The sequence below is a fragment of the Paenibacillus sp. FSL R5-0486 genome (assembly GCF_037975155.1).
Taxonomy (GTDB): Bacteria; Bacillota; Bacilli; order Paenibacillales; family Paenibacillaceae; genus Paenibacillus; species Paenibacillus amylolyticus.
Genome location: NZ_CP150237.1, coordinates 4,466,237 through 4,486,599, shown reverse-complemented (window position 1 = coordinate 4,486,599; position 20,363 = coordinate 4,466,237). Strand labels below are relative to the sequence as shown.

The window sequence follows — 20,363 nt, the reverse complement described above, 5'->3', positions numbered from 1 at the left end:
ACATACTCCAAGTTGTCCGAACATAAGATAGTACAAGATTCCAAGTGACCCGGAGGAATGAATTGATGCGAAAAATAACGAAAGTCATTGCATGCATGCTTATCCCTGTCTTCTTGTTGTCTTCATTAGGGGTTACTCAAGCCCAGGCAACGATTCAAGGTCCGTCTACACATGCGCAAAGCGCTGCTCTCATTGATGTTACATCAGGCAGGATCTTATACAGCAAGGACGGGGATAAAGAACTGCGAATTGCCAGCTTGACCAAAATCATGACAGCGATCGTAGCGATCGAACACAGCAAGCTGGATGATAAAGTGAAAGTGTCTCCCACGGCTTTTGCCAAAGAAGGATCTTCTCTCTATCTCAAGTTAGGTGAAGAGATGACGCTTGAAAACATGTTGTACGGGCTCATGCTCCGTTCAGGCAATGACGCGGCCTCTGCGATCGCAGAACATGTCGGTGGATCGGAAGAAGGCTTTGTCCTGTTAATGAACAAAAAGGCGGAGCAAATCGGTCTGACGCATTCTCATTTTATGAACCCTCATGGACTGGATGCAGAAGGTCACTATTCAACAGCTAACGACTTGGCACGATTAACGGCATATGCATTGCACAATCCGGTGTTCAAACGCATCGTAGCCACGGAGGACAAATCCGCACCGAACCCCAATGAAAGCTGGGAATACTCTTGGCACAATAAAAATAAAATGTTGCGGATGTATGAAGGTGCGGATGGAGTGAAAACCGGCTACACAAAAAAAGCTTTCAGATGTTTGGTCAGTTCCGCTACACGTAACGGACAGCAGCTCGCCGCAGTAACGCTGAACGACGGAAACGATTGGAACGATCATGCTCGGATGCTAGATTTCGGTTTTGAGTACTTCCCGTTAGTAGAGGTCGCCAAGCAAGAACAGCCTGTGCAAAATACAGATGTCGTTACGGGCCGGGGATTCTGGTACCCACTGGCTAAAAGTGAAGAAGGCTCATTGACCAAGAAGTTGATACTACACGAAAGTCGCGCCCAATCGGAAACGGATGGCAAGGAACAATCGACAGATCCTTCGTTTGGATTGGCAGGTCGCATTGATATGCAACTTGACGGCAAACTTGTGGGCTCAATTCCCGTGTATCGCAAAGGCAGTTATATTCCTCCTGAACCGAAGACAGAAGATGCAACGCTGGGTGGAATCGGTGATGTCTCTTCCTGGGCAACTGCATGGCGTGCCGTGTTAAGCCACCTGTTGTCTCCTTAGCTAAATCGCCATTGAAGGGAGGATATAATCCATGATTAATCTAATTTGGCTGCTCATGATTTTAATCGGATTTGTTTTTGCAGCCGTCAACGGCAATATCGAAGTGGTCACGCAAGCCGCTTTTGATGGGGCGGCAACGGGAGTCACGGTCTGTTTTGGACTGATTAGTGTGCTTGTGTTCTGGATGGGCATGATGAAAATGGCTGAAGATGCGGGTCTCCTGGCTCGGATTGCCAAGCTGCTCGGTCCGGTTGTGGGCTTCCTGTTCCCCGATGTGCCCAAAAATCATCCGGCGATGGGTTATATTCTCTCCAATATGAGTGCCAATTTGCTGGGACTAGGAAATGCGGCTACACCGATGGGAATCAAAGCCATGCAACAGCTGCAGGAGCTTAATCCGGACAAACAAACCGCTTCTCCTGCGATGTGCACCTTACTGGCTCTGAATACGGCTAGCATTACCATTATTCCGACAACGCTGATCGCCATCCGCTTAAACTATCATTCCGCCAATGCAACAGAGATTGTGGGAACAACATTGATGGCTACCATTATCGCTACACTTGCTGCTATAATCGCCGATCGCTGGTATCGAAACAGGGCTTTACACAAACCGCCGCGCATACAGAAAAGTGGCAATCCCGGCATGAAAGGATGAGCACCTTTGTTAACCTTCATCAACTGGATTTCCGTCTGGGCCATCCCGGTTATTATCGCGTTTGTTCCATTATATGCGTTTACCAAAAAGGTCCCGGTTTACGAATCCTTTGTTGATGGGGCCAAGGATGGTTTCTCCACTGCAATCAGTATTATTCCACATCTCGTGGGCATGATGGTCGCAATCAGCGTATTTCGTGCCTCGGGTGCACTGGATTTTGTGATTAGTCTGTTTGCTCCGCTGGTGTCCTGGATGGGTGTTCCGGGCGAAGTGTTACCACTCGGAATACTGCGTCCTTTAACGGGGACAGGCTCTCTGGCGTTTACAACCGATCTGATCAAAACCCATGGCCCTGACTCCATGATTGGACGTATGGCATCTACGATTCAGGGGAGTACAGACACCACGTTATATGTGCTGACTGTTTATTTTGGGGCTGTAGGCATACGGAACGGTCGATATGCACTCAAAGTAGGGTTGTTTTCCGATGTCGTTGGTTTTATTGCTGCCCTCGCCATTTGTTTGCTCGTTTTTGGTTAAAAGATATCTCCTTTCCTTCCGATATATTAGATATGCTAGAATAATAGCGGAGGAGAGTGAGACATGCAGAAGAGTTGGAAACGAATGCTCCGTGTCGGAATGTCAGGCGTGCTTGCTATTGCAATGCTCGCAGGGTCAACGGGGCTGGCGGCAGCTCAAGCCGTTCAGACGATACATTTTACAGGTTACTTCGATAAACAGCTGCGTGCACAAATGGCAGTCACAGCGGATTCTTTTCCAGTCGTGAATGTACGTTTGGTTAAGCAGGATGAACCCGATATGGTATATTATGATGTTGGTACCTCAATATTGATCTCAAAGGATGAAGTGCTCACGAATTATCATGTCGTTCAGAGTTTTGCTGAACTGTCTGATGGTGATGAAGGTACACTGACTGTTGCAAGTCCGGGTTCCTTGGGTAAGCCTGTAAAGGCAAAAATTATTAAGACAGACCCGGTGACAGATATGGCACTGCTGAAGCTGGACAAGGAAATAGACGCCCAACCGGTCACGTTTGCAAATGCAAGGGATAACCAGGTTGTTTATACGATTGGATTCCCCAAAAATCCTGCTGGTGATCTTGTCATCCTGGATGAAGATTTTCCTTCAACCTTCAATACGATAGCCAAAAGCAGAGTGTTTAGTTCCCAAGCTTTGGACGTTCCAGGTAAAAAGGGAATCGGCAGTATTGTGAAATCCATGGCACAAGGTAATTCAGGTGGCCCTGTTCTGGATCAGAACAACCGGGTCATTGGTATGATGACATTTGTATACGGTGGACGTACCTATTATATTACTTCCAAAACATTGCAGACTTTCATTAAAGAGAGTACCAAACCTGCCAAAAAACAGGTTGCAGTTACCGGCAAAGTTTCCAATTAAATGATTTGAGGAAAAGGCTTATCTTTACACCATCTGTGTTCAACAGGTCGTGTAAAGGTAGGCTTTTTTTTGCGGCGATCTCCAGGGGAAGGTAGTCTAAAATGCATATTCGTGTCGCCAGTTTACAAAATCCTTGGATTATCCTTGTGATTTCCTTGCGTGATGGGTATCATTAGTGTGAGGTGACATGACAAACATGGAAAGATTACAAAAAATTATCGCACAGGCAGGCATTGCATCCCGCCGCAAGAGCGAGGAACTAATCCTGTCCGGCAAAGTAGAAGTTAACGGGGAGGTCGTAACCGAACTGGGTACAAAAGCGAACCCCGAAGAGGATATGATTACGGTTAATGGAAAACCGATCCGCAGTGAGAAAAAAGTGTACTTGATGTTAAACAAGCCAAAAGGTGTAATCACAAGTGCATCTGACCCGGAAGGTCGGAAAATTGTATCCGACTACCTGAAAGGTGTCAAGGAACGCGTATATCCTGTAGGTCGTCTGGATTATGACACAGAGGGCTTATTGATCCTTACCAATGATGGTGAGTTTGCACATTTGCTGACGCATCCGAAGCATCACGTACCCAAAACGTATCATGCAACGGTTAAAGGTGTGCCGCATGGTACAGCTCTGGAGAAATTAAAGACAGGCATTATGCTGGATGACGGCATGACTGCTCCTGCAGAGGTAGAGTACAAAGATGTGGATACAGCGGCCAATGAGTCGATCATTTCCATTACGATCTATGAAGGACGTAACCGTCAGGTTAGACGTATGTTCGAGGCAATCAACCATCCAGTAACCCGCCTGAAACGGATTTCGTTTGGTGGTATTTTGCTACAAAACCTGAAACGTGGTCTGACACGTCATCTGACCAAAGAGGAAGTCAACAACCTGATTACCCTCGCACAATCAGAGCCAGCCAAAAAAATGAAAAAAAGGTAATGTGAGGACACATAATTTTCATAAAACCGCCGCAGTTTTGTGACGAAATTCGCTATAATTGTTCATAGGATGTTCACAGTTGTCTTATACCAATAAGATGCGAATGCTACAGTCACTTAAAAGGGGAGCAGCACATGGGGAAATCAAGAAGAACGGTGCAAATCGTCATTTTGTTATTGATCCTGGTGTTGGGCGGATATGCGATTACCACATCGGTATCCGGCTCGAATGGCAAGCCAAAGGAAGGGGACAAGTCTCCTTCTTTTGAACTGCTGGGCCTGGATGGTCAAGTTCATACGTCTGATGAGTACAAAGGAAAAGCAATGGTGATCAATTTCTGGGGCACCTGGTGTGAACCTTGTGTTAAAGAAATGCCTGCACTTCAGGCGCAAGCTGACAAATGGAAGGACCAGGGAGTACAATTTGTCGGAATTAATGTTGGAGAAGACCAGATGACCGTGGATAATTTTGTACGGCAGGTTGGGGTTACGTTTCCAATCATGCTTGACAGGGAGAAAAACTCGGTTCGTGATTTCGGGATCTCTCCGATGCCAACAACATTTTTTGTATCCGACACGGGCAAAATCTCTACCATTCATATCGGGCAACTTGATTTGGACACACTTGACGCTCAAATTTCGCAACTGGCGAAGCAGCCCTGACAGGAGGTCTATTCGTGTTCCAAAATACCAAATGTGAGTGCGGACACCAGAATCCGGTAGGCACTGTACTATGTGAAGCATGTGGGAAACCGTTGCTGGAGTCTGAAGCTAAATCGGATGAAGTGCTGGAAATGCGTTATGATGGCATGGCGCGCCGTTCACAGCGTAGTAATCCTAATATCATTGACCGCATATGGAACTTTTTTTCTTCCGTTAAAATTGCCGTCTATATGATTGTTTTTACGCTTGTAGGTTCTATGCTTGGCACGATCTATCCGCAAGAAAGTACATTTCTGAATATCGATCCCTCCGTGTACTACAAAGAAACATACGGTCAGTTGGGTCATATCTATTATCTGTTGGGTTTATCCCATACATACGAATCCTGGTGGTTTATTCTACTGCTGGTGCTGATTGGGGCATCATTGGTGATATGCAGTCTGGATCGCGTCCTACCGCTCTACAAAGCACTCAATAAACAGAGAATACGTAAGCATACGCAATTTTTGACAAGACAGCGTCTGGTGTACCAAGGTACCATCGAAGAGGCACCAGAAGACTGGATTAAGAAAGCGGTTACGCCGTTGAAAAAGAAAGGATACCGCGTGCACACCCAGGGGGATGCATTACTCGCCGAGAAACAACGATTCAGTCGATGGGGCCCATATGTCATCCATATTGGACTCATTATATTTTTGCTGGCGGTGCTCGCACGAGGTCTTCCAGGTCTGAATTTGGACGAGCACGTCGCTTTTCCTGAAGGTGAGATCAAAAAGATCCCGAATACATCGATGTATCTGCAAAATGAACAGTTTAATGTTGAATTCTACAGTGAGGACGAAGTACCCGAGCAATTCCGTAACCTGAATAAGACCGTTCCAAAACTGTTCGAAACAAAAGTTGTTTTGTATGAATGTACAGCAGATTGTTCGGATCTCTCGAAGAAACCTCAGTTAGCTGAGGTGGCCAGACATGATGTACGCGTGAATCATCCATTGAATTATAACGGTCTGAAAGCATATCAGTTTGATTATGATCTAACACCGACCATTCGTTCCGTAACGCCTGATCTGGTCAATACAGAGACGGGTGAAGTATATGGGCCAATTAAGATCGATATGGTAGATACCCAAAGAACATTTGAAGCTGGTCCTTATAAGCTCACGGTAAAAGAAAAGTTTATGGACTTTGGATTGGATGAGAATGGTCAGCCCAAATCAAAATCACCTTCACCTAATGCACCTGCTTTTCTCTTTCTCATCAAGGGACCGGATCTGCCCGAAGAGGGGATACAATATCTGTACTTTGCGAAGCAGATTGATAAACAACGGTTTCAACAGGATGCAATTAACCAACAGCTGATTGGAGCTGAGATTCCTTTACAGCTGGAAGTAGACAGCATGGACAAGGTCGATATTATTCAGTCCGTAAGTTATCTCAATATAAGAGTGGACAAGGCAATGCCTTTTGTGTGGGTAGGAGCCGGTATTGTTATGTTGGGTCTGGTCATGGGTTTTTATTGGCATCATCGCCGCATCTGGATTCGTTTTGATGATAAACAGCTCACATTGGGTGGACATACCAACAAAAACTGGTTTGGCTTCAGGCGTGAAGTTGCGGCCGTCTTGAAACAGATGAATCTGGAAGTGGAAGAGAAGTCGTTGGATAACGGGGGGAATCAGGCATGAGTTTATTGGATTTCAGCAGCGACGCATTTATCGTATCTTTCTTTCTCTATTGTGCTGCATTCTTGTTATATGCTGTCGCGGTCATGGGCAAAAAATGGAGTAATCGTGATCCTCTGGACCATATGAATCGTTGGGGTAAAAGAGCTTTTATCGCTTCGACTGTCGCCTTGGCGGCACATATCGTATTTTTTGTAACCCGATGGGCTGGGGCAGGTCATATCCCGGTTAGTAACATGTATGAGTTCATGTCTTTTCTGTCCATGATGATTATGGTTGCATTTATTGTTGTATATGCCATATACCGCAAGTCATTACTGGGTTTGTTTGCGTTACCACTTACCATTATTATTATGGCGTATGCCGCTGTATTTCCTCAGGAGGTACAGCCATTAATCCCGGCGCTTCAGTCCATCTGGCTGAAAATTCACGTGACGTTGGCGGCGCTTGGTGAAGCATTCTTCGCCGTGGGTTTTGCCGCAGGGTTCATGTATTTGCTCCGTACTGTTGATTTCAGTGGTAAAGACAAATCTTCAAGACGTCAACGAGGATGGGTTGAATTCACCCTAGTTACGATCGTTGTAGTCATCGGATTCATCGGAACGGTATTTGCCTTTCGTACAGCTGGTTACGAGGCGGTTTTTGTACAGAAAACGGTCAGCATTGACACAGAGGTACAGGAAAATAGTACAATAGAGAAAGTGATTTATCGCATGCCTCCGATTTTTGCACCATATAATAGCGAAGTGGAGAGCATGACACCGTTTCTTGGCATGAAAAAACCTTTACTTGAGACGCCTTCCTGGATGAACGGGGTAAATGCCGGGCGCAAGCTGAATACGGTAGTTTGGTCACTTATTGTAGGTCTGATCCTGTATGGAATTGTACGACTTCTTGTGCGCAGACCACTTGGACAAGCGTTACAGCCAATGATGGATGGAATCGATGCCGATGATCTGGATGAGATAAGTTATCGCGCGATTGCCATTGGTTTTCCGATATTTACGCTGGGAGCATTAATTTTTGCCATGATCTGGGCTCAGATTGCCTGGAGTCGCTTTTGGGGTTGGGACCCCAAAGAGGTGTGGGCATTGATTACATGGCTATATTATAGTGTGTATCTGCATTTGCGTTTATCCAGAGGTTGGCAAGGTCAGAAGTCTGCATGGCTTGCAGTTCTTGGCTTCCTGGTGGTCATGTTTACGCTGGTTGGAGTGAATCTGATCATTGCCGGATTACATTCTTATGCTGGGGCTGACTAGGACAGATTCGTATTGCAAAGGTTGAGTTTAGAAGCGGGAAACACAAACGTACCTTTTTATTGAAGGGTATTCAAATATTGTTCGCCAGATCGAACATAATAGAAGTGATGAGGAGTTATTGCAAAGGGGCTGGAGAGGCATGGCTGAACATGAGAATCGTATACTGGTCGTGGATGACGAAGAGAGAATCCGCAGGCTTTTGAAAATGTATCTTGAAAAAGAAGGTTATGAAATCGATGAAGCTGAGGATGGGGAAACTGCACTGCGTAAAGCAACAGCAGGGGACTACGGGCTGATTTTGCTTGATGTGATGTTGCCGGGTATGGATGGAGTTGAAGTGTGTACCCGTCTTCGTCAGGTGAAATCAACGCCGGTTTTGATGCTCACTGCAAAAGGTGAAGAGATTAACCGGGTTCAAGGCTTCGAAGTTGGCGCTGATGATTATGTTGTAAAACCATTCAGCCCGCGTGAAGTGATTTATCGCGTCAAAGCGATTTTGCGTCGAGCTTCCGCGACAGCTTATCTCTCCAAGGAGAGCAATTCGAGTAACAACATCGTGTTCCCGCATCTGGTTATTGAGCATGATGCCCACCGGGTAACCGCTGGTGGCGAAGAGATTAGTCTTACACCAAAAGAATATGAATTGCTGCACTACCTGGCAACATCTCCCGACAAAGTTTTCTCCAGAGAAGAATTGCTCAAAGATGTATGGAATTACGAATTCTTTGGCGATCTTCGTACCGTGGATACGCACGTGAAGCGTCTTCGCGAGAAACTTAACAAGGTATCGCCTGAATCGGCGGCCATGATTACGACGGTGTGGGGTGTGGGTTATAAACTGGAAGTACCGAAGTAGTTTTAGTTTCTGGAGATCACTGGTCGGGAAGTTATGGATCACTATTATCTGCCTTGTGGGTTGTGTACTTATAGCGCTGGGTCTTTTTTTGCTGCCCTACATTGATACGAACTTTGCAGAATCCGAATCCAGAGATATTAAGCGGTTGTTCACCTATATCTGTATTATCGGATTCAGTTTAACCACGTTTTTTGCATTGTTTCTATTCACTAAAATAACGCAGCCCATGCAGCAATTGATTCAGGCAGCCAATGCGATTCGCAAAGGGAACTACGGAACACGTCTCTCCCTGGTAACGAGTGATGAGATTGGTGAACTTGCCAACACATTTAATCATATGGCTGCCCAACTGGAAGATAATATTCGAAACCTTAACCATGAGAAGGAACATTTGGCGAGTGTGCTTCGCAGCATGACCGATGCGGTGGTTACATTTGATGGTGAAGGCAAAGTTATTCTGACGAATCCGCCAGGAGAGAAGATCATGCAGGCATGGTATGATCTCGATTGGGCAAAAATGGACGAAGGACAAGAATCCGAGCAGTCTGACAAGACTTCGCGTGATGTACCTGAGCCCCTTCTTCCTTTGTTCAAAATGGTGATGGAGCAAGGCGGGGACCAGAACTCCAATGTTCACGTACAGCAAGGTGTCTGGTCTGTTCAGATGGCACCGTTGTATGCTGACAGTGTTGTCAGAGGGGCTGTGGCTGTTTTAAGAGATGTAACAGAAGAAGTGCGACTGGAGAAAATGCGGCGTGATTTCGTGGCTAACGTATCTCATGAGATACGAACTCCGCTATCCATGATGCAAGGCTACAGTGAAGCCCTTTTGGACGGCATGGCAACCTCACCGGAAGAGAGCGAAGAACTGATCCAGGTCATTCATGATGAGTCTCTCCGGATGGGCAGACTGGTTAAAGACTTGCTTGATCTTGCGCGGATGGAAGCTGGACACACGGACATGGTGATGAAGGAAGTTGACCTCGGAGAACTACTTGAACGTGTATATCGGAAGTTCTCTGTGCGTTCAAAAGAACAGGGAATTCAACTGCACTTTGAGTTCGAACAGCCAACTATTGAACTTCAACAGGCAGATGAGGATCGACTTGAGCAAGTATTTACGAATTTGCTGGATAATGCGTTCAGACATACACCTACTGGCAAAAATGTAATGATCTCAGCCGAGCGGGTCACTTATCTTCGTGCTCCATTTGTCAGAGTTTCTGTGAAGGATCAGGGAGTAGGTATCCCTTCATCCGACTTGCCATTTATTTTTGAACGATTCTACAAAGCAGACAAGGCTCGTGTTCGGGGAGAAAGTGTAGGTACGGGGCTTGGTTTAGCGATTGTGAAAAATATTGTTGATGCGCATCAAGGTATGATTACCGTCAATAGTGTGCTTGGCGAAGGAACAGAGTTTATTTTGCAATTTCCTTTGGATTCATCGAAATAGCCTGAATTTCATACAAAAAGTGCGGAAACACCCTCTTAAGGAGGGTGTTTTTTTGTTGAAGACTACCGTTTAATCTTGTTCAACGTGGAACATGAATGGTCTTTTTTTGACTAAAAAGAGTGTCCAAGATAATTTTCCTTCCTATGTGACATAAGCTTGAAAAGCAAGCAAGATAGAGGAGGATTGAGTTAAGCATGTCCGATGATCGAAAAAGGGTCAATATTAAAGCTTTCCTGGAAGGCAGATCTTTTAGAGCAGGCTCTCCGTTTATTCCAATAACCACAAGCGAACTGGAGCAGTTTGAATCCATACTGCGTTCTTTGGCTGTGGCTATTCCTGCTGCAATCAGTCAGCCGACTTCAGCCAATATACTGTCATTACAGAATGGATTACGCCAGTTACTTACTTTTGTAAATCAATCCGGATTTCGTGCCGGAGTAAAGGCAGAATTACAAGCCGTATTGGAATTAACGATTGCAGGTTCAGAGGTTGTTCCTGTTCCTCTTATTAATCTCGCAGGTAACTTGCAAAACTTACTGGATGACTTGTTAAGTGTGACGCTGCTTCTGGAAGTACCTCCTGCAGAAAAAGATAAACTTGTGGGATTAATTCGATCGATCTCCATATCGCTAAGCCGTGCGACGACAACTCTTGGAACTGGAGGGATTACCGGACCAGCCGGCCCACAGGGAGTGCCAGGAGTCCCGGGGGTACCAGGTGTCCCAGGAGTCCCTGGGGTGAAAGGGGATACTGGAACACCGGGAGGAATTGGACCAGTAGGACCGGTTGGCCCAGTTGGTCCACAGGGAGCACAGGGTCCGGCAGGAGCACCTGGTGTGGGTTTGAACAATATTACGGCGTTTGATCCTGCACTGGGACCAACTTATGCTCAAGGTCAAGTAGTAAGCTACGAGGGTAGTCTTTATGTTGCTAATGTAAATGGCCCCTTGGGTACACCCGGAAGTTCTCCAGACTACACTCTTTTGCTGTTGGGTGGGACGACTGGAGCAACGGGAGCAACCGGAGCTGGTTTGACAGGAGCCGTGGCATTTAATCCAGCGCTCGCCCCGGGTTATCCAGCAGGTCAAGTAATTACGTATAACGGTAGTACTTACATTACGAGTGTAGCTGGTCCTCTAGGAACACCAGGATCTTCATCGGATTACACATTAATCGCTGCTGCGGGGGCGACTGGTGCAACTGGAGCCACAGGTGCAGGATTAAGTGGCATCGTGCCATTCGATCCCGCATTAGCCCCAACATATCCAGCTGGACAGATCGTCACGTTTGGTGACAGTACTTACATTACAAATGTCGCTTCGCCAACGGGTACGCCAGGAAGTTCTCCAGACTATACATTGCTTGCAGGTGCAGGACCTACAGGAGCCACAGGTACATCAGGTGTAACGGGAGCAACCGGGGCGGGATTGACAGGGCTAGTGCCATTTGATCCAGCCGTAGCCCCAACGTATCCAGCGGGTCAAGTTGTAACGTTCAACGGTAATACGTATATTGCAAATGTGGCATCGCCAACCGGAACGCCGGGCACATCGCCAGATTACACGTTGCTTGCTGGCGCAGGAGCAACAGGTGTGACGGGTGCAACTGGTGTTGGAGTAACGGGAAGTACCGGAGTGACAGGGGCATCGGGCGTAACAGGAGCGACAGGCGTAGGTTTAAGTGGTATCGTGCCATTCGATCCAGCCGTAGCCCCGACGTATCCAGCGGGTCAGGTTGTAACGTTCAACGGCAGTACGTATATCGCGAATGTGGCGTCACCAACCGGAACGCCGGGCACATCGCCGGATTACACGTTGCTTGCTGGCGCGGGAGCAACGGGTGTGACAGGTGCAACTGGAGTTGGAGTAACGGGAAGTACCGGAGTTACAGGGGCATCAGGGGTCACGGGAGCGACAGGTGTAGGTTTAAGTGGCATTGTACCATTCGATCCAGCCGTAGCCCCGACTTATCCATCGGGTCAGGTTGTAACGTTCAACGGCAGTACGTATATCGCGAATGTGGCGTCACCAACCGGAACGCCGGGGACTTCACCAGATTACACGTTGCTTGCTGGCGCAGGAGCAACAGGTGTGACGGGTGCAACTGGTGTTGGAGTAACGGGAAGTATCGGAGTGACAGGAGCGACTGGTCTTACAGGGTTGACTGGGGCGACGGGAATTACAGGAGCCACGGGATTAAGCGTAACGGGATCAACAGGAGTAACTGGAGGAACTGGGGCAACTGGTGAAACAGGAGCGACAGGCGTAGGTTTAAGTGGTATCGTGCCATTCGATCCAGCTGTAGCCCCGACATATCCAGCGGGTCAAGTTGTAACGTTTAACGGTAGTACGTATATTGCAAATGTGGCATCGCCAACCGGAACGCCGGGGACTTCACCGGATTACACATTGCTTGCGGGCGCAGGAGCAACGGGTGTGACGGGTGCAACTGGTGCAACTGGTGTTGGAGTAACAGGAAGTACCGGAGCATCCGGCGAAACAGGAGCGACAGGCGTAGGTTTAAGTGGTATCGTGCCATTCGATCCAGCTGTAGCCCCGACATATCCAGCGGGTCAAGTTGTAACGTTTAACGGTAGTACGTATATTGCAAATGTGGCATCGCCAACCGGAACGCCGGGGACTTCACCGGATTACACATTGCTTGCGGGCGCAGGAGCAACGGGTGTGACGGGTGCAACCGGTGTAACTGGTGTTGGAGTAACAGGAAGTACCGGAGCATCCGGCGAAACAGGAGCGACAGGTGTGACGGGTGCAACTGGAGTTGGAGTAACGGGAAGTACTGGTGAAACAGGAGCGACCGGTGTTGCAGGGTTGACCGGGGCGACGGGAATTACAGGAGCGACGGGACTAAGCGTAACGGGATCAACAGGAGTAACTGGAGGAACCGGGGCAACTGGTGAAACAGGAGCGACCGGTGTTGCAGGGTTGACCGGGGCGACGGGAATTACAGGAGCGACGGGACTAAGCGTAACGGGATCAACAGGAGTAACTGGAGGAACCGGGGCAACTGGTGAAACAGGAGCGACAGGTCTTACAGGGTTAACCGGGGCGACGGGAATTACAGGAGCCACGGGATTAAGCGTAACGGGATCAACCGGAGTAACTGGTGAAACAGGAGCGACCGGTGTTGCAGGGTTGACCGGGGCGACGGGAATTACAGGAGCGACGGGACTAAGCGTAACAGGATCAACAGGAGTAACTGGAGGAACCGGGGCAACTGGTGAAACAGGAGCGACTGGTGTTGCAGGGTTGACTGGGGCGACGGGGATCACAGGAGCCACAGGAGTAAGTGTAACAGGTAGTACTGGTGCTACAGGGGAAACAGGAGCAACAGGCGTAACGGGATTGACTGGCGCAACGGGAGTAAGCGTAACAGGTGTGACAGGAGCAACGGGAGTCGGCATAACCGGAAGTACCGGAGCAACTGGTGTCACGGGGGAGACCGGAGTCACAGGTATAACCGGTGCAACGGGAGTGGGCGTAACGGGAAGTACCGGAGCAACTGGTGTCACGGGTGGAACAGGAGTCACAGGTATAACAGGAGCCACAGGAGTCGGCGTAACAGGAAGTACCGGAGTTTCTGGTGTCACTGGTGAAACCGGAGCAACAGGTATAACGGGCGCCACGGGAGTAGGCGTAACGGGAAGTACCGGAGCAACTGGTGTTACGGGGGAAACCGGAGCGACAGGTATAACGGGAGCAAAGGGAATCAGCGTAACGGGGAGCACCGGGGCAACTGGTGCGACGGGGGAAACCGGAGCCACAGGTATAACAGGAGCCACGGGAGTGGGCGTAACGGGAAGTACCGGAGCAACTGGTGTTACGGGGGAAACCGGAGCGACAGGTATAACGGGAGCAACGGGAATCAGCGTAACGGGGAGCACCGGGGCAACTGGTGCGACGGGGGAAACCGGAGCCACAGGTATAACAGGAGCCACGGGAGTGGGCGTAACGGGAAGTACCGGAGCAACTGGTGTCACTGGTGAAACCGGAGCGACAGGTATAACGGGAGCAACAGGAGTCGGCATAACAGGAAGTACTGGAGTAACTGGTGCGACTGGAGGAACAGGAGCCACAGGTATAACAGGAGCAACGGGAGTTGGCGTAACGGGAAGTACTGGAGTAACTGGAGTCACTGGTGAAACCGGAGCGACAGGTATAACAGGAGCAACGGGAGTTGGCGTAACGGGAAGTACCGGGGCGACTGGTGCGACGGGGGAAACCGGAGCCACAGGTATAACGGGAGCAACGGGAGTCGGTGTAACCGGAAGTACCGGAAGTACAGGAGTTACCGGAGCAACAGGTGCAACCGGAACAACTGTAACATCTAATTCGGCTTTTGCTGAGAACACTAATGGTACGATTGTTGTAATATTGGGTGGTACACTCGTTCCATTACCGAATAACCAAAATATTGGCACAGGTATAACCGTCAATGGGGCTAATGACACCTTCACACTGACCAACGCAGGTCGCTACTATATCTCATACAAAATAAATCTGACAGCTGCACTTGCTATCCAATCTCGGGTTTTACTTAACGGTACAGCTATTCCAGCGAGTGTAGTATCTCCAGTACTCTCTCTCAGTCAGCTGCAGTCTGACTTTATGGTTACCGTTACCGCTGGTTCAACAATACAGTTACAATTATTCGGGCTTGTTGGCGCAGCCGTTCTTTCTCCTCCGGGGTCTACACTAAACATTATTCAGTTAAGTTAATAGTTCGATAACGTATTAAGACTATTTCCATTGACCAAGAGAAGCGGAGTTTATATGGGGTTGATGGGCACCCCTTTTCCAATTCCACAAATATTTTGTTTGCAATCTTCTTCACCGATATTTCAGCGAGTACATGAAAAAAGACGGGAACCACGAGGGTCCCGTCTTTCCTTTTACATATAGAAATATATTGGATTATTCCAGAACAATTTCAACAGCAGTATTGATTTCAGGCAGCGCAGCAAGCTGCACAAGTACATCTTTTGGAACAGCTTTATCTACGGTCAGAATCATGATTGCTGCACCACCAATAATTTTACGTCCAACCTGCATGGATGCGATGTTGACATCGTTTTGTCCAAGCAGGGTTCCTACACGTCCGATAATACCTGGTTTATCGTTGTGGGAGATCAAAATTTGATGACTTTCCGGAGCGATATCTACCGGGAATTTGTCCAGACGAACAATACGTTCTCCATAACCTGCAAGCAATGTACCTGCTACACGACGTTCCTCAGCATCCTGAGTTGTAACCAATGTTACGGTAATCAGGTTAGTAAATCCTTTAGTTGTTGAGGTTTGGCTTACAACCACATTCAGATCACGGATTTTGGCCAGATGCATGGAGTTAACGATGTTGGCTTCCCCACCCAAATGTCTGGCGAGAATCCCTTTCACAATGTAACGAGTGAGAGGAGAAGTATCTACTTCAGAAAGCTCACCAGCATAGTCGATCCGAATCTCCTGCACTGCATTTTGTGTAATCTGTGCTGCAAAACTACCCAACGTTTCACCCAGTTTGAAATACGGTTGCAATTTGTTCATCACGGTTGGTGCAACAGCCGGCATGTTAACTGCGTTTTTGAACGGTTCGTTACGCAAAATGTGAAGCACCTGTTCCGACACATCGATAGCCACGTTCTCTTGCGCTTCTACTGTGGACGCACCAAGGTGAGGCGTAACGATAATGCTTGGGTGATTCAGGAACGGGTGATCAGCGGCTGGCGGCTCGCTTTCGAATACGTCAAATGCTGCACCAGCAACAATACCTTGATCAATGGCTTCGACAAGTGCCATCTCGTCAACAACTCCACCACGAGCACAGTTGATGATACGCATGCCTTTTTTCATCACTTCGAATTGTGGACGTGAAATCATGTGCCGTGTTTCCGGTGTTAATGGCGTGTGAACGGTCATGAAGTCCGCATTGCGAATGATATCATCTACACTAGCCAGCTTCACTTGCAGCTTCTCGGCACGCTCCTCCGTGAGGAACGGGTCGTAAGCAAGAATGTCCATTCCGAATGCTTTGGCGCGCTTGGCAACTTCACTACCGATCCGTCCCATACCCAGTACACCGAGCGTTTTATTTCTTAATTCCACACCCAGGAAGGTTTTACGATCCCACGTACCCTGAATAGTCTTGGCATATGCCTGAGGAATGTGTCGTGCCAATGCCATCATCATGGCAAACGTGTGCTCACAGGTTGTGATGGTATTGCCATCAGGTGCATTAATAACGATGATACCGCGCTGTGTAGCAGCTTCCAGATCAATGTTATCTACACCAACACCTGCACGTCCGATCACCTTAAGGTTGGTACCAGCCGTCATAATACGATCTGTAACACGAGTCTGGCTGCGAACCAAGAGGGCATCATAATCACCAATAATGGCAACAAGTTCATCTTCACTAAGACCGGTTTTCTTCTCAACAACAACATCATTTGCATCCACCAGTTGCTGGATCCCCAGATCACTGATTGGGTCCGACACTAACACTTTGTACATGGTTTCTTCCTCCTTAGGTATGTGTATCTATATCGTCAAGGTCTGACCTCAGCGAAGAGGTATTCCTTAAAACCAGGTTGATTCTTCCGCCCAACAACGCGGTGTCGCAACAGAGGGGGAAGGTGAAGCAAATAGAGTGATCCCACAGATATCCTTTAAAATAAATCAAAAAACTCTCAATCCACATACTGCTTGCGCAATAAGGGACGAGAGTTGTCGTGGTACCACCCTAATTCACCGCCGTTTCGCAACGACAGTCTTAGCGGTCAATGAAGACCGAAGAGGATAACGGGTCTAAACCGATTGCACCTACTCCAATTTCAATGCAATAACTCAGGAGCGCTCAAGACCATTTGCCTGCCACCGATTCACACCTACCATCGGCTCTCTGTAAGACGAAGCAACGTCTTTTTTCCATCATCGTGTTTAACGTGACTAATTTTTTCATAATGTATCATGGCTGACATGAGCATGTCAATAGGCTTAAATGTTTTAAAATGTTTTGCAGATGTCTTTAGATTCACACATAAACAGAGTCACCATAAGTAATACAATAGTTAATATACCTACCACAAGAAGATGGAAAGTAAGCTGTTTGGTGAACTGAATTTTACTGCTTTAATGAAGTAATGGTACGGACATCTAACCAGGACTTGGGGCAGGCCTTGAACCTAATTGGTTTTTTGGCTATCATTTAGTATACTATCCGATTGGACAACGTAATTGTTATCCATCAAATTTAACTCAAGAGGACAGACGCATCCGATGAAAAAATTCAAGTTTCCCAAGTTCAAGATTCAGAAGGCTGAGCCACAGCAGCTTACCGAGCGTTTGCTTTTAATCAATCTATACTTTACACAAGGTCTGACACTGATTATCGGAGTTGTGTGGATCTTATTGCAGAAACGAAACTTGTTAGATGTACTCGCATGGCCTGACAATTACCAATTTATATGGTGGGGTCTTGGTCTTGCAGGAATAATGCTTGTTATGGACTTGGTACTGTCGTATGTTATACCTCAGGAAAGCATGGATGACGGTGGAATTAACGATATGCTGTTCCGTGGGCGTCCGATCTGGCACATTGTATGTATAGCAGCCATTGTTGCTGTGTGTGAGGAATTATTATTCCGTGGAGCCATCCAACATGCCATCGGTCCTTACTGGACAAGTATTTTATTTGCAGTTATCCATATTCGTTATTTGCGCCACTGGATTCCAACAGGCTGGGTGTTTGTCTCAAGTTATGGATTGGGTTGGATTTACTTGCAGTCCGGCACATTATGGGCGCCTATACTATGTCACTTTATTATTGATTTGGTGTCCGGATTAGCGATACGTTTTCGGAGGGGATCATGAATCAGCCATTAAGTAGAATGAAGACATATGGCAGTCAGCGCCATCGTCAATCGGATAAAAAAGAGAAATCCGAGCGTCAGGTGGCTTCTCAAGTAAGCATCGTTGCTGAAACGGCAGCAGCTGCTGAGGTTGGCGGAATCACACCAATTACTTCCGTTTCTTTACCTAGATCACAGCGCAAGCCCTATACAGAAAAACTGGAAAGTCCAGTACTTCCTCAAAGGGCACCATCACGCTCCAAGAAAACGCCAAATACAACGGAAGAATCGATCCCCGAAGCGGGTTCGCTTCCTACACGGACAGAATTACATCCTTCACGTCGGTTAAAATTGAGCAAGAGGTTTGTCAATTCACTCATTTTTATTTTTGTCATGTTAACGATTAGTTTGGTTTGGTGGGGGGTTGAAGGGGCACCCGCTCTCAATACGTTCCTTCCCTTGCCGTGGTAATGCTTTTACTCGCAGGTTTAATCATTTTAATGGGAGTTTTACTGCTTTTTCATATGTGGCGTGAAGCCCATATTCATCTAATGATTGAAGAAGAGGTTGAAGTGCCTCATCTGCCAACATCCTTTGACGGGGCTAAGATTTTGTATGTATCCGACACGCACAAGCGCAAGCTGAAGCAGAAGAATCTGGCAAACGTTAAAAACAAGGTGGACTGGGTTCTCATCGGTGGGGATGTTGCGGAAAAAGGAATCTCATGGTCTTTAGTTAGACATAACATGAAAATTTTATCGAACATTGCTCCTTCATTTACGGTGTATGGCAACCATGACAAGAGGGCTGGTACCGCTCAACTTGCGCGAATCCTTCGGGAATCGGACGTTAGGCTCCTGCAGGATAATGTAGAATATCTGCAAAGGGGCAACGACAGATTGAGCCTGATCGGCATAGACTATCGTTCCAAACAGGGCGATGTATTACTACAGCAGATCAGTAACCGTTTTTGCAAAATTGCTATCGTCCATGATCCTTTGCAGGCCCTTCGCTTGGAAGAAAATGCAGATCTTATTTTAAGTGGTCATACACATGGCGGACAATTGGTTTTACCATTTTTCGGACCTGTGTTCCTGAGCAAAGCGTATCGTCCCGTATCGAACGGGTGGTACTCCCTGAAGCGAAGTCCGGAGGACATTCACCAAGAAGGCAAAATGCTTGTTAGCAGAGGATACGGTACAAATCATCTTCCTCTCCGACTAAGTTGTCCTGCGGAGATGCATATCATCACGTTAAGAGTGCCCGCGGAAAAAGCACTCACAGAGAAACAGCCTTGATCCATTGGATCAAGGCTGTTTTATTTTAATGCGCAAAATTACAATTTAACGAGCTTCCAATTCAATTGCACGCGGATCAACAAAGGAATAACCTTTCTTTTCGAGCTTGGTCAGCAACTCATCCAATGCTTCAACCGTCCATGGCAACTCATGCATCAAAATATTGCTTCCGGGATTTAACTGATCGAGTACATTTTGGATGACTTTTTCCGGGTTGTCTTTGGTGCTTTTATCCCAATCGAGAGAACCATTAGACCAAGTCATATATAACATGCCATTTTTCTTCACAGCAGCCTTCAGTGCATCATTTCCCGAACCAAAAGGTGGACGGAAGAATTGCGGTTCCTCACCAATGGTATCCTTCACTATTTTTTGGACATCTGTAACCTGTTTTGCCGCCTCAGCGTTGGACATTTTTTTGAGATCCTCATGATCCCAGGCATGATTGCCTACAATCTGACCCCGATCATGTATGAGTTTGAGCAATTCCGGATGGCTTTTCACCCGATATCCATTGACGAAAAATATCGCTTTAGCGTTATGTTTATCTAAAGTGTCGATCAGTGAAGTAATCATTTTTTCTTCTTTGGGTCCATCATCAAAAGTTAACAAGACTACTTTGCTTGGGCTCGCTTCATCGTTTGGTTTAATATAATAATTTTCATTCATATGATACGTCTTTTCCACTTTCTCTTCTGTAGAAACCTTCTCCGAAGATTCAGGTTCTTCTTCTGTCGCAGTTGAATCTTCCGTTGAAGACTCGGGCACACCAGTTCCGGGTTCTCCTGTTTCAGTTGGGTTAGAGTTACCTTGCTCTTCTTGAACCGTGGTAGTTGATTCGCCCGCTGGTGTGGAATTATCAGATGTTTTTTCTTCCGCTGTCCCACAAGCTGACAACAGCAAACTTGCAGCAATGATCAATGCGGCGGTATGTCTAAACATGATTTCAACTCGCTTTCCTGTAATTATACGGAATGAGATCGCTCACTACCGCAAACACT

At 47.2% G+C, this 20,363-nt stretch carries 16 protein-coding genes and 1 other annotated feature; of the genes, 14 read left to right on the top strand and 2 right to left on the bottom strand.

All coding sequences use genetic code 11. The features are described 5' to 3' along the window. Positions 1-65: 65 nt before the first annotated feature. The 11 genes from MKY01_RS19930 to MKY01_RS19880 all read left to right on the top strand — a co-directional run bounded on the left by MKY01_RS19930 (position 66) and on the right by MKY01_RS19880 (position 14,936). Positions 66-1,253: a D-alanyl-D-alanine carboxypeptidase family protein gene (locus MKY01_RS19930; protein ID WP_339283264.1), complete on the top strand. Its 1,188-nt coding sequence runs from the start codon at positions 66-68 to the stop codon at positions 1,251-1,253. Between the two features lie 31 nt (positions 1,254-1,284). Continuing rightward, positions 1,285-1,911: a nucleoside recognition domain-containing protein gene (locus MKY01_RS19925; RefSeq protein WP_036607746.1), complete on the top strand. Its 627-nt coding sequence runs from the start codon at positions 1,285-1,287 to the stop codon at positions 1,909-1,911. Between the two features lie 6 nt (positions 1,912-1,917). Continuing rightward, positions 1,918-2,451 (top strand): spore maturation protein, encoded by a 534-nt coding sequence (locus MKY01_RS19920; RefSeq protein ID WP_017687658.1) that lies wholly within the window; start codon positions 1,918-1,920, stop codon positions 2,449-2,451. Between the two features lie 63 nt (positions 2,452-2,514). Then, on the top strand, positions 2,515-3,333 hold the full coding sequence (locus MKY01_RS19915; protein ID WP_339283262.1) for a serine protease: 819 nt from the start codon (positions 2,515-2,517) through the stop codon (positions 3,331-3,333). Positions 3,334-3,529: 196 nt separating this feature from the next. After that, the gene (locus MKY01_RS19910) at positions 3,530-4,279 is read left to right on the top strand and encodes a pseudouridine synthase (protein WP_339283260.1); all 750 of its coding nucleotides are present in this window, start codon (positions 3,530-3,532) and stop codon (positions 4,277-4,279) included. 134 nt (positions 4,280-4,413) lie between these two features. Then, positions 4,414-4,941: a redoxin family protein gene (locus MKY01_RS19905; RefSeq protein ID WP_017687661.1), complete on the top strand. Its 528-nt coding sequence runs from the start codon at positions 4,414-4,416 to the stop codon at positions 4,939-4,941. 14 nt (positions 4,942-4,955) lie between these two features. Next, positions 4,956-6,629 (top strand): cytochrome c biogenesis protein ResB, encoded by a 1,674-nt coding sequence (locus MKY01_RS19900; protein WP_127550939.1) that lies wholly within the window; start codon positions 4,956-4,958, stop codon positions 6,627-6,629. Then, positions 6,626-7,888 carry a cytochrome c biogenesis protein CcsA gene (ccsA, locus tag MKY01_RS19895; protein WP_339186697.1) on the top strand — a complete coding sequence of 421 codons (1,263 nt, stop codon included), beginning with the start codon at positions 6,626-6,628 and terminating at the stop codon, positions 7,886-7,888. The genes MKY01_RS19900 and ccsA overlap by 4 nt, the downstream gene beginning before the upstream one ends. A 139-nt stretch (positions 7,889-8,027) precedes the next feature. After that, entirely contained in the window at positions 8,028-8,744 is a 717-nt protein-coding gene (locus MKY01_RS19890) for a response regulator transcription factor (protein ID WP_036607918.1), read from the top strand. 55 nt (positions 8,745-8,799) lie between these two features. Continuing rightward, on the top strand, positions 8,800-10,197 hold the full coding sequence (locus tag MKY01_RS19885; protein ID WP_255319938.1) for an ATP-binding protein: 1,398 nt from the start codon (positions 8,800-8,802) through the stop codon (positions 10,195-10,197). Between the two features lie 194 nt (positions 10,198-10,391). Then, complete coding sequence (locus MKY01_RS19880) at positions 10,392-14,936, top strand: collagen-like repeat preface domain-containing protein (RefSeq protein WP_339283258.1); 4,545 nt, start codon at positions 10,392-10,394, stop codon at positions 14,934-14,936. 195 nt (positions 14,937-15,131) lie between these two features. Here the strand turns inward: MKY01_RS19880 and serA are convergent, their stop codons facing one another. Next, positions 15,132-16,727 carry a phosphoglycerate dehydrogenase gene (gene serA, locus MKY01_RS19875; RefSeq protein ID WP_047843574.1) on the bottom strand — a complete coding sequence of 532 codons (1,596 nt, stop codon included), beginning with the start codon at positions 16,725-16,727 and terminating at the stop codon, positions 15,132-15,134. 199 nt (positions 16,728-16,926) lie between these two features. Continuing rightward, positions 16,927-17,157 (bottom strand) — a binding site (T-box leader). Between the two features lie 335 nt (positions 17,158-17,492). Here serA and MKY01_RS19870 point away from each other — a divergent pair. Genes MKY01_RS19870 through MKY01_RS19860 form a run of 3 tightly spaced genes read left to right on the top strand, consistent with a single transcriptional unit; the run spans position 17,493 to position 19,362 of the window. Continuing rightward, positions 17,493-18,086 carry a type II CAAX endopeptidase family protein gene (locus tag MKY01_RS19870; protein WP_339283256.1) on the top strand — a complete coding sequence of 198 codons (594 nt, stop codon included), beginning with the start codon at positions 17,493-17,495 and terminating at the stop codon, positions 18,084-18,086. Continuing rightward, positions 18,083-18,535 (top strand): hypothetical protein, encoded by a 453-nt coding sequence (locus MKY01_RS19865; RefSeq protein WP_315372560.1) that lies wholly within the window; start codon positions 18,083-18,085, stop codon positions 18,533-18,535. The genes MKY01_RS19870 and MKY01_RS19865 overlap by 4 nt, the downstream gene beginning before the upstream one ends. Before the next feature lie 29 nt (positions 18,536-18,564). After that, the gene (locus MKY01_RS19860; RefSeq protein WP_339283254.1) at positions 18,565-19,362 is read left to right on the top strand and encodes a metallophosphoesterase; all 798 of its coding nucleotides are present in this window, start codon (positions 18,565-18,567) and stop codon (positions 19,360-19,362) included. A 45-nt stretch (positions 19,363-19,407) separates the two neighbouring features. Here MKY01_RS19860 and MKY01_RS19855 read toward each other — a convergent pair whose 3' ends face one another. Continuing rightward, positions 19,408-20,304 (bottom strand): polysaccharide deacetylase family protein, encoded by an 897-nt coding sequence (locus MKY01_RS19855; RefSeq protein ID WP_076249993.1) that lies wholly within the window; start codon positions 20,302-20,304, stop codon positions 19,408-19,410. Between the last annotated feature and the right edge of the window lie 59 nt (positions 20,305-20,363).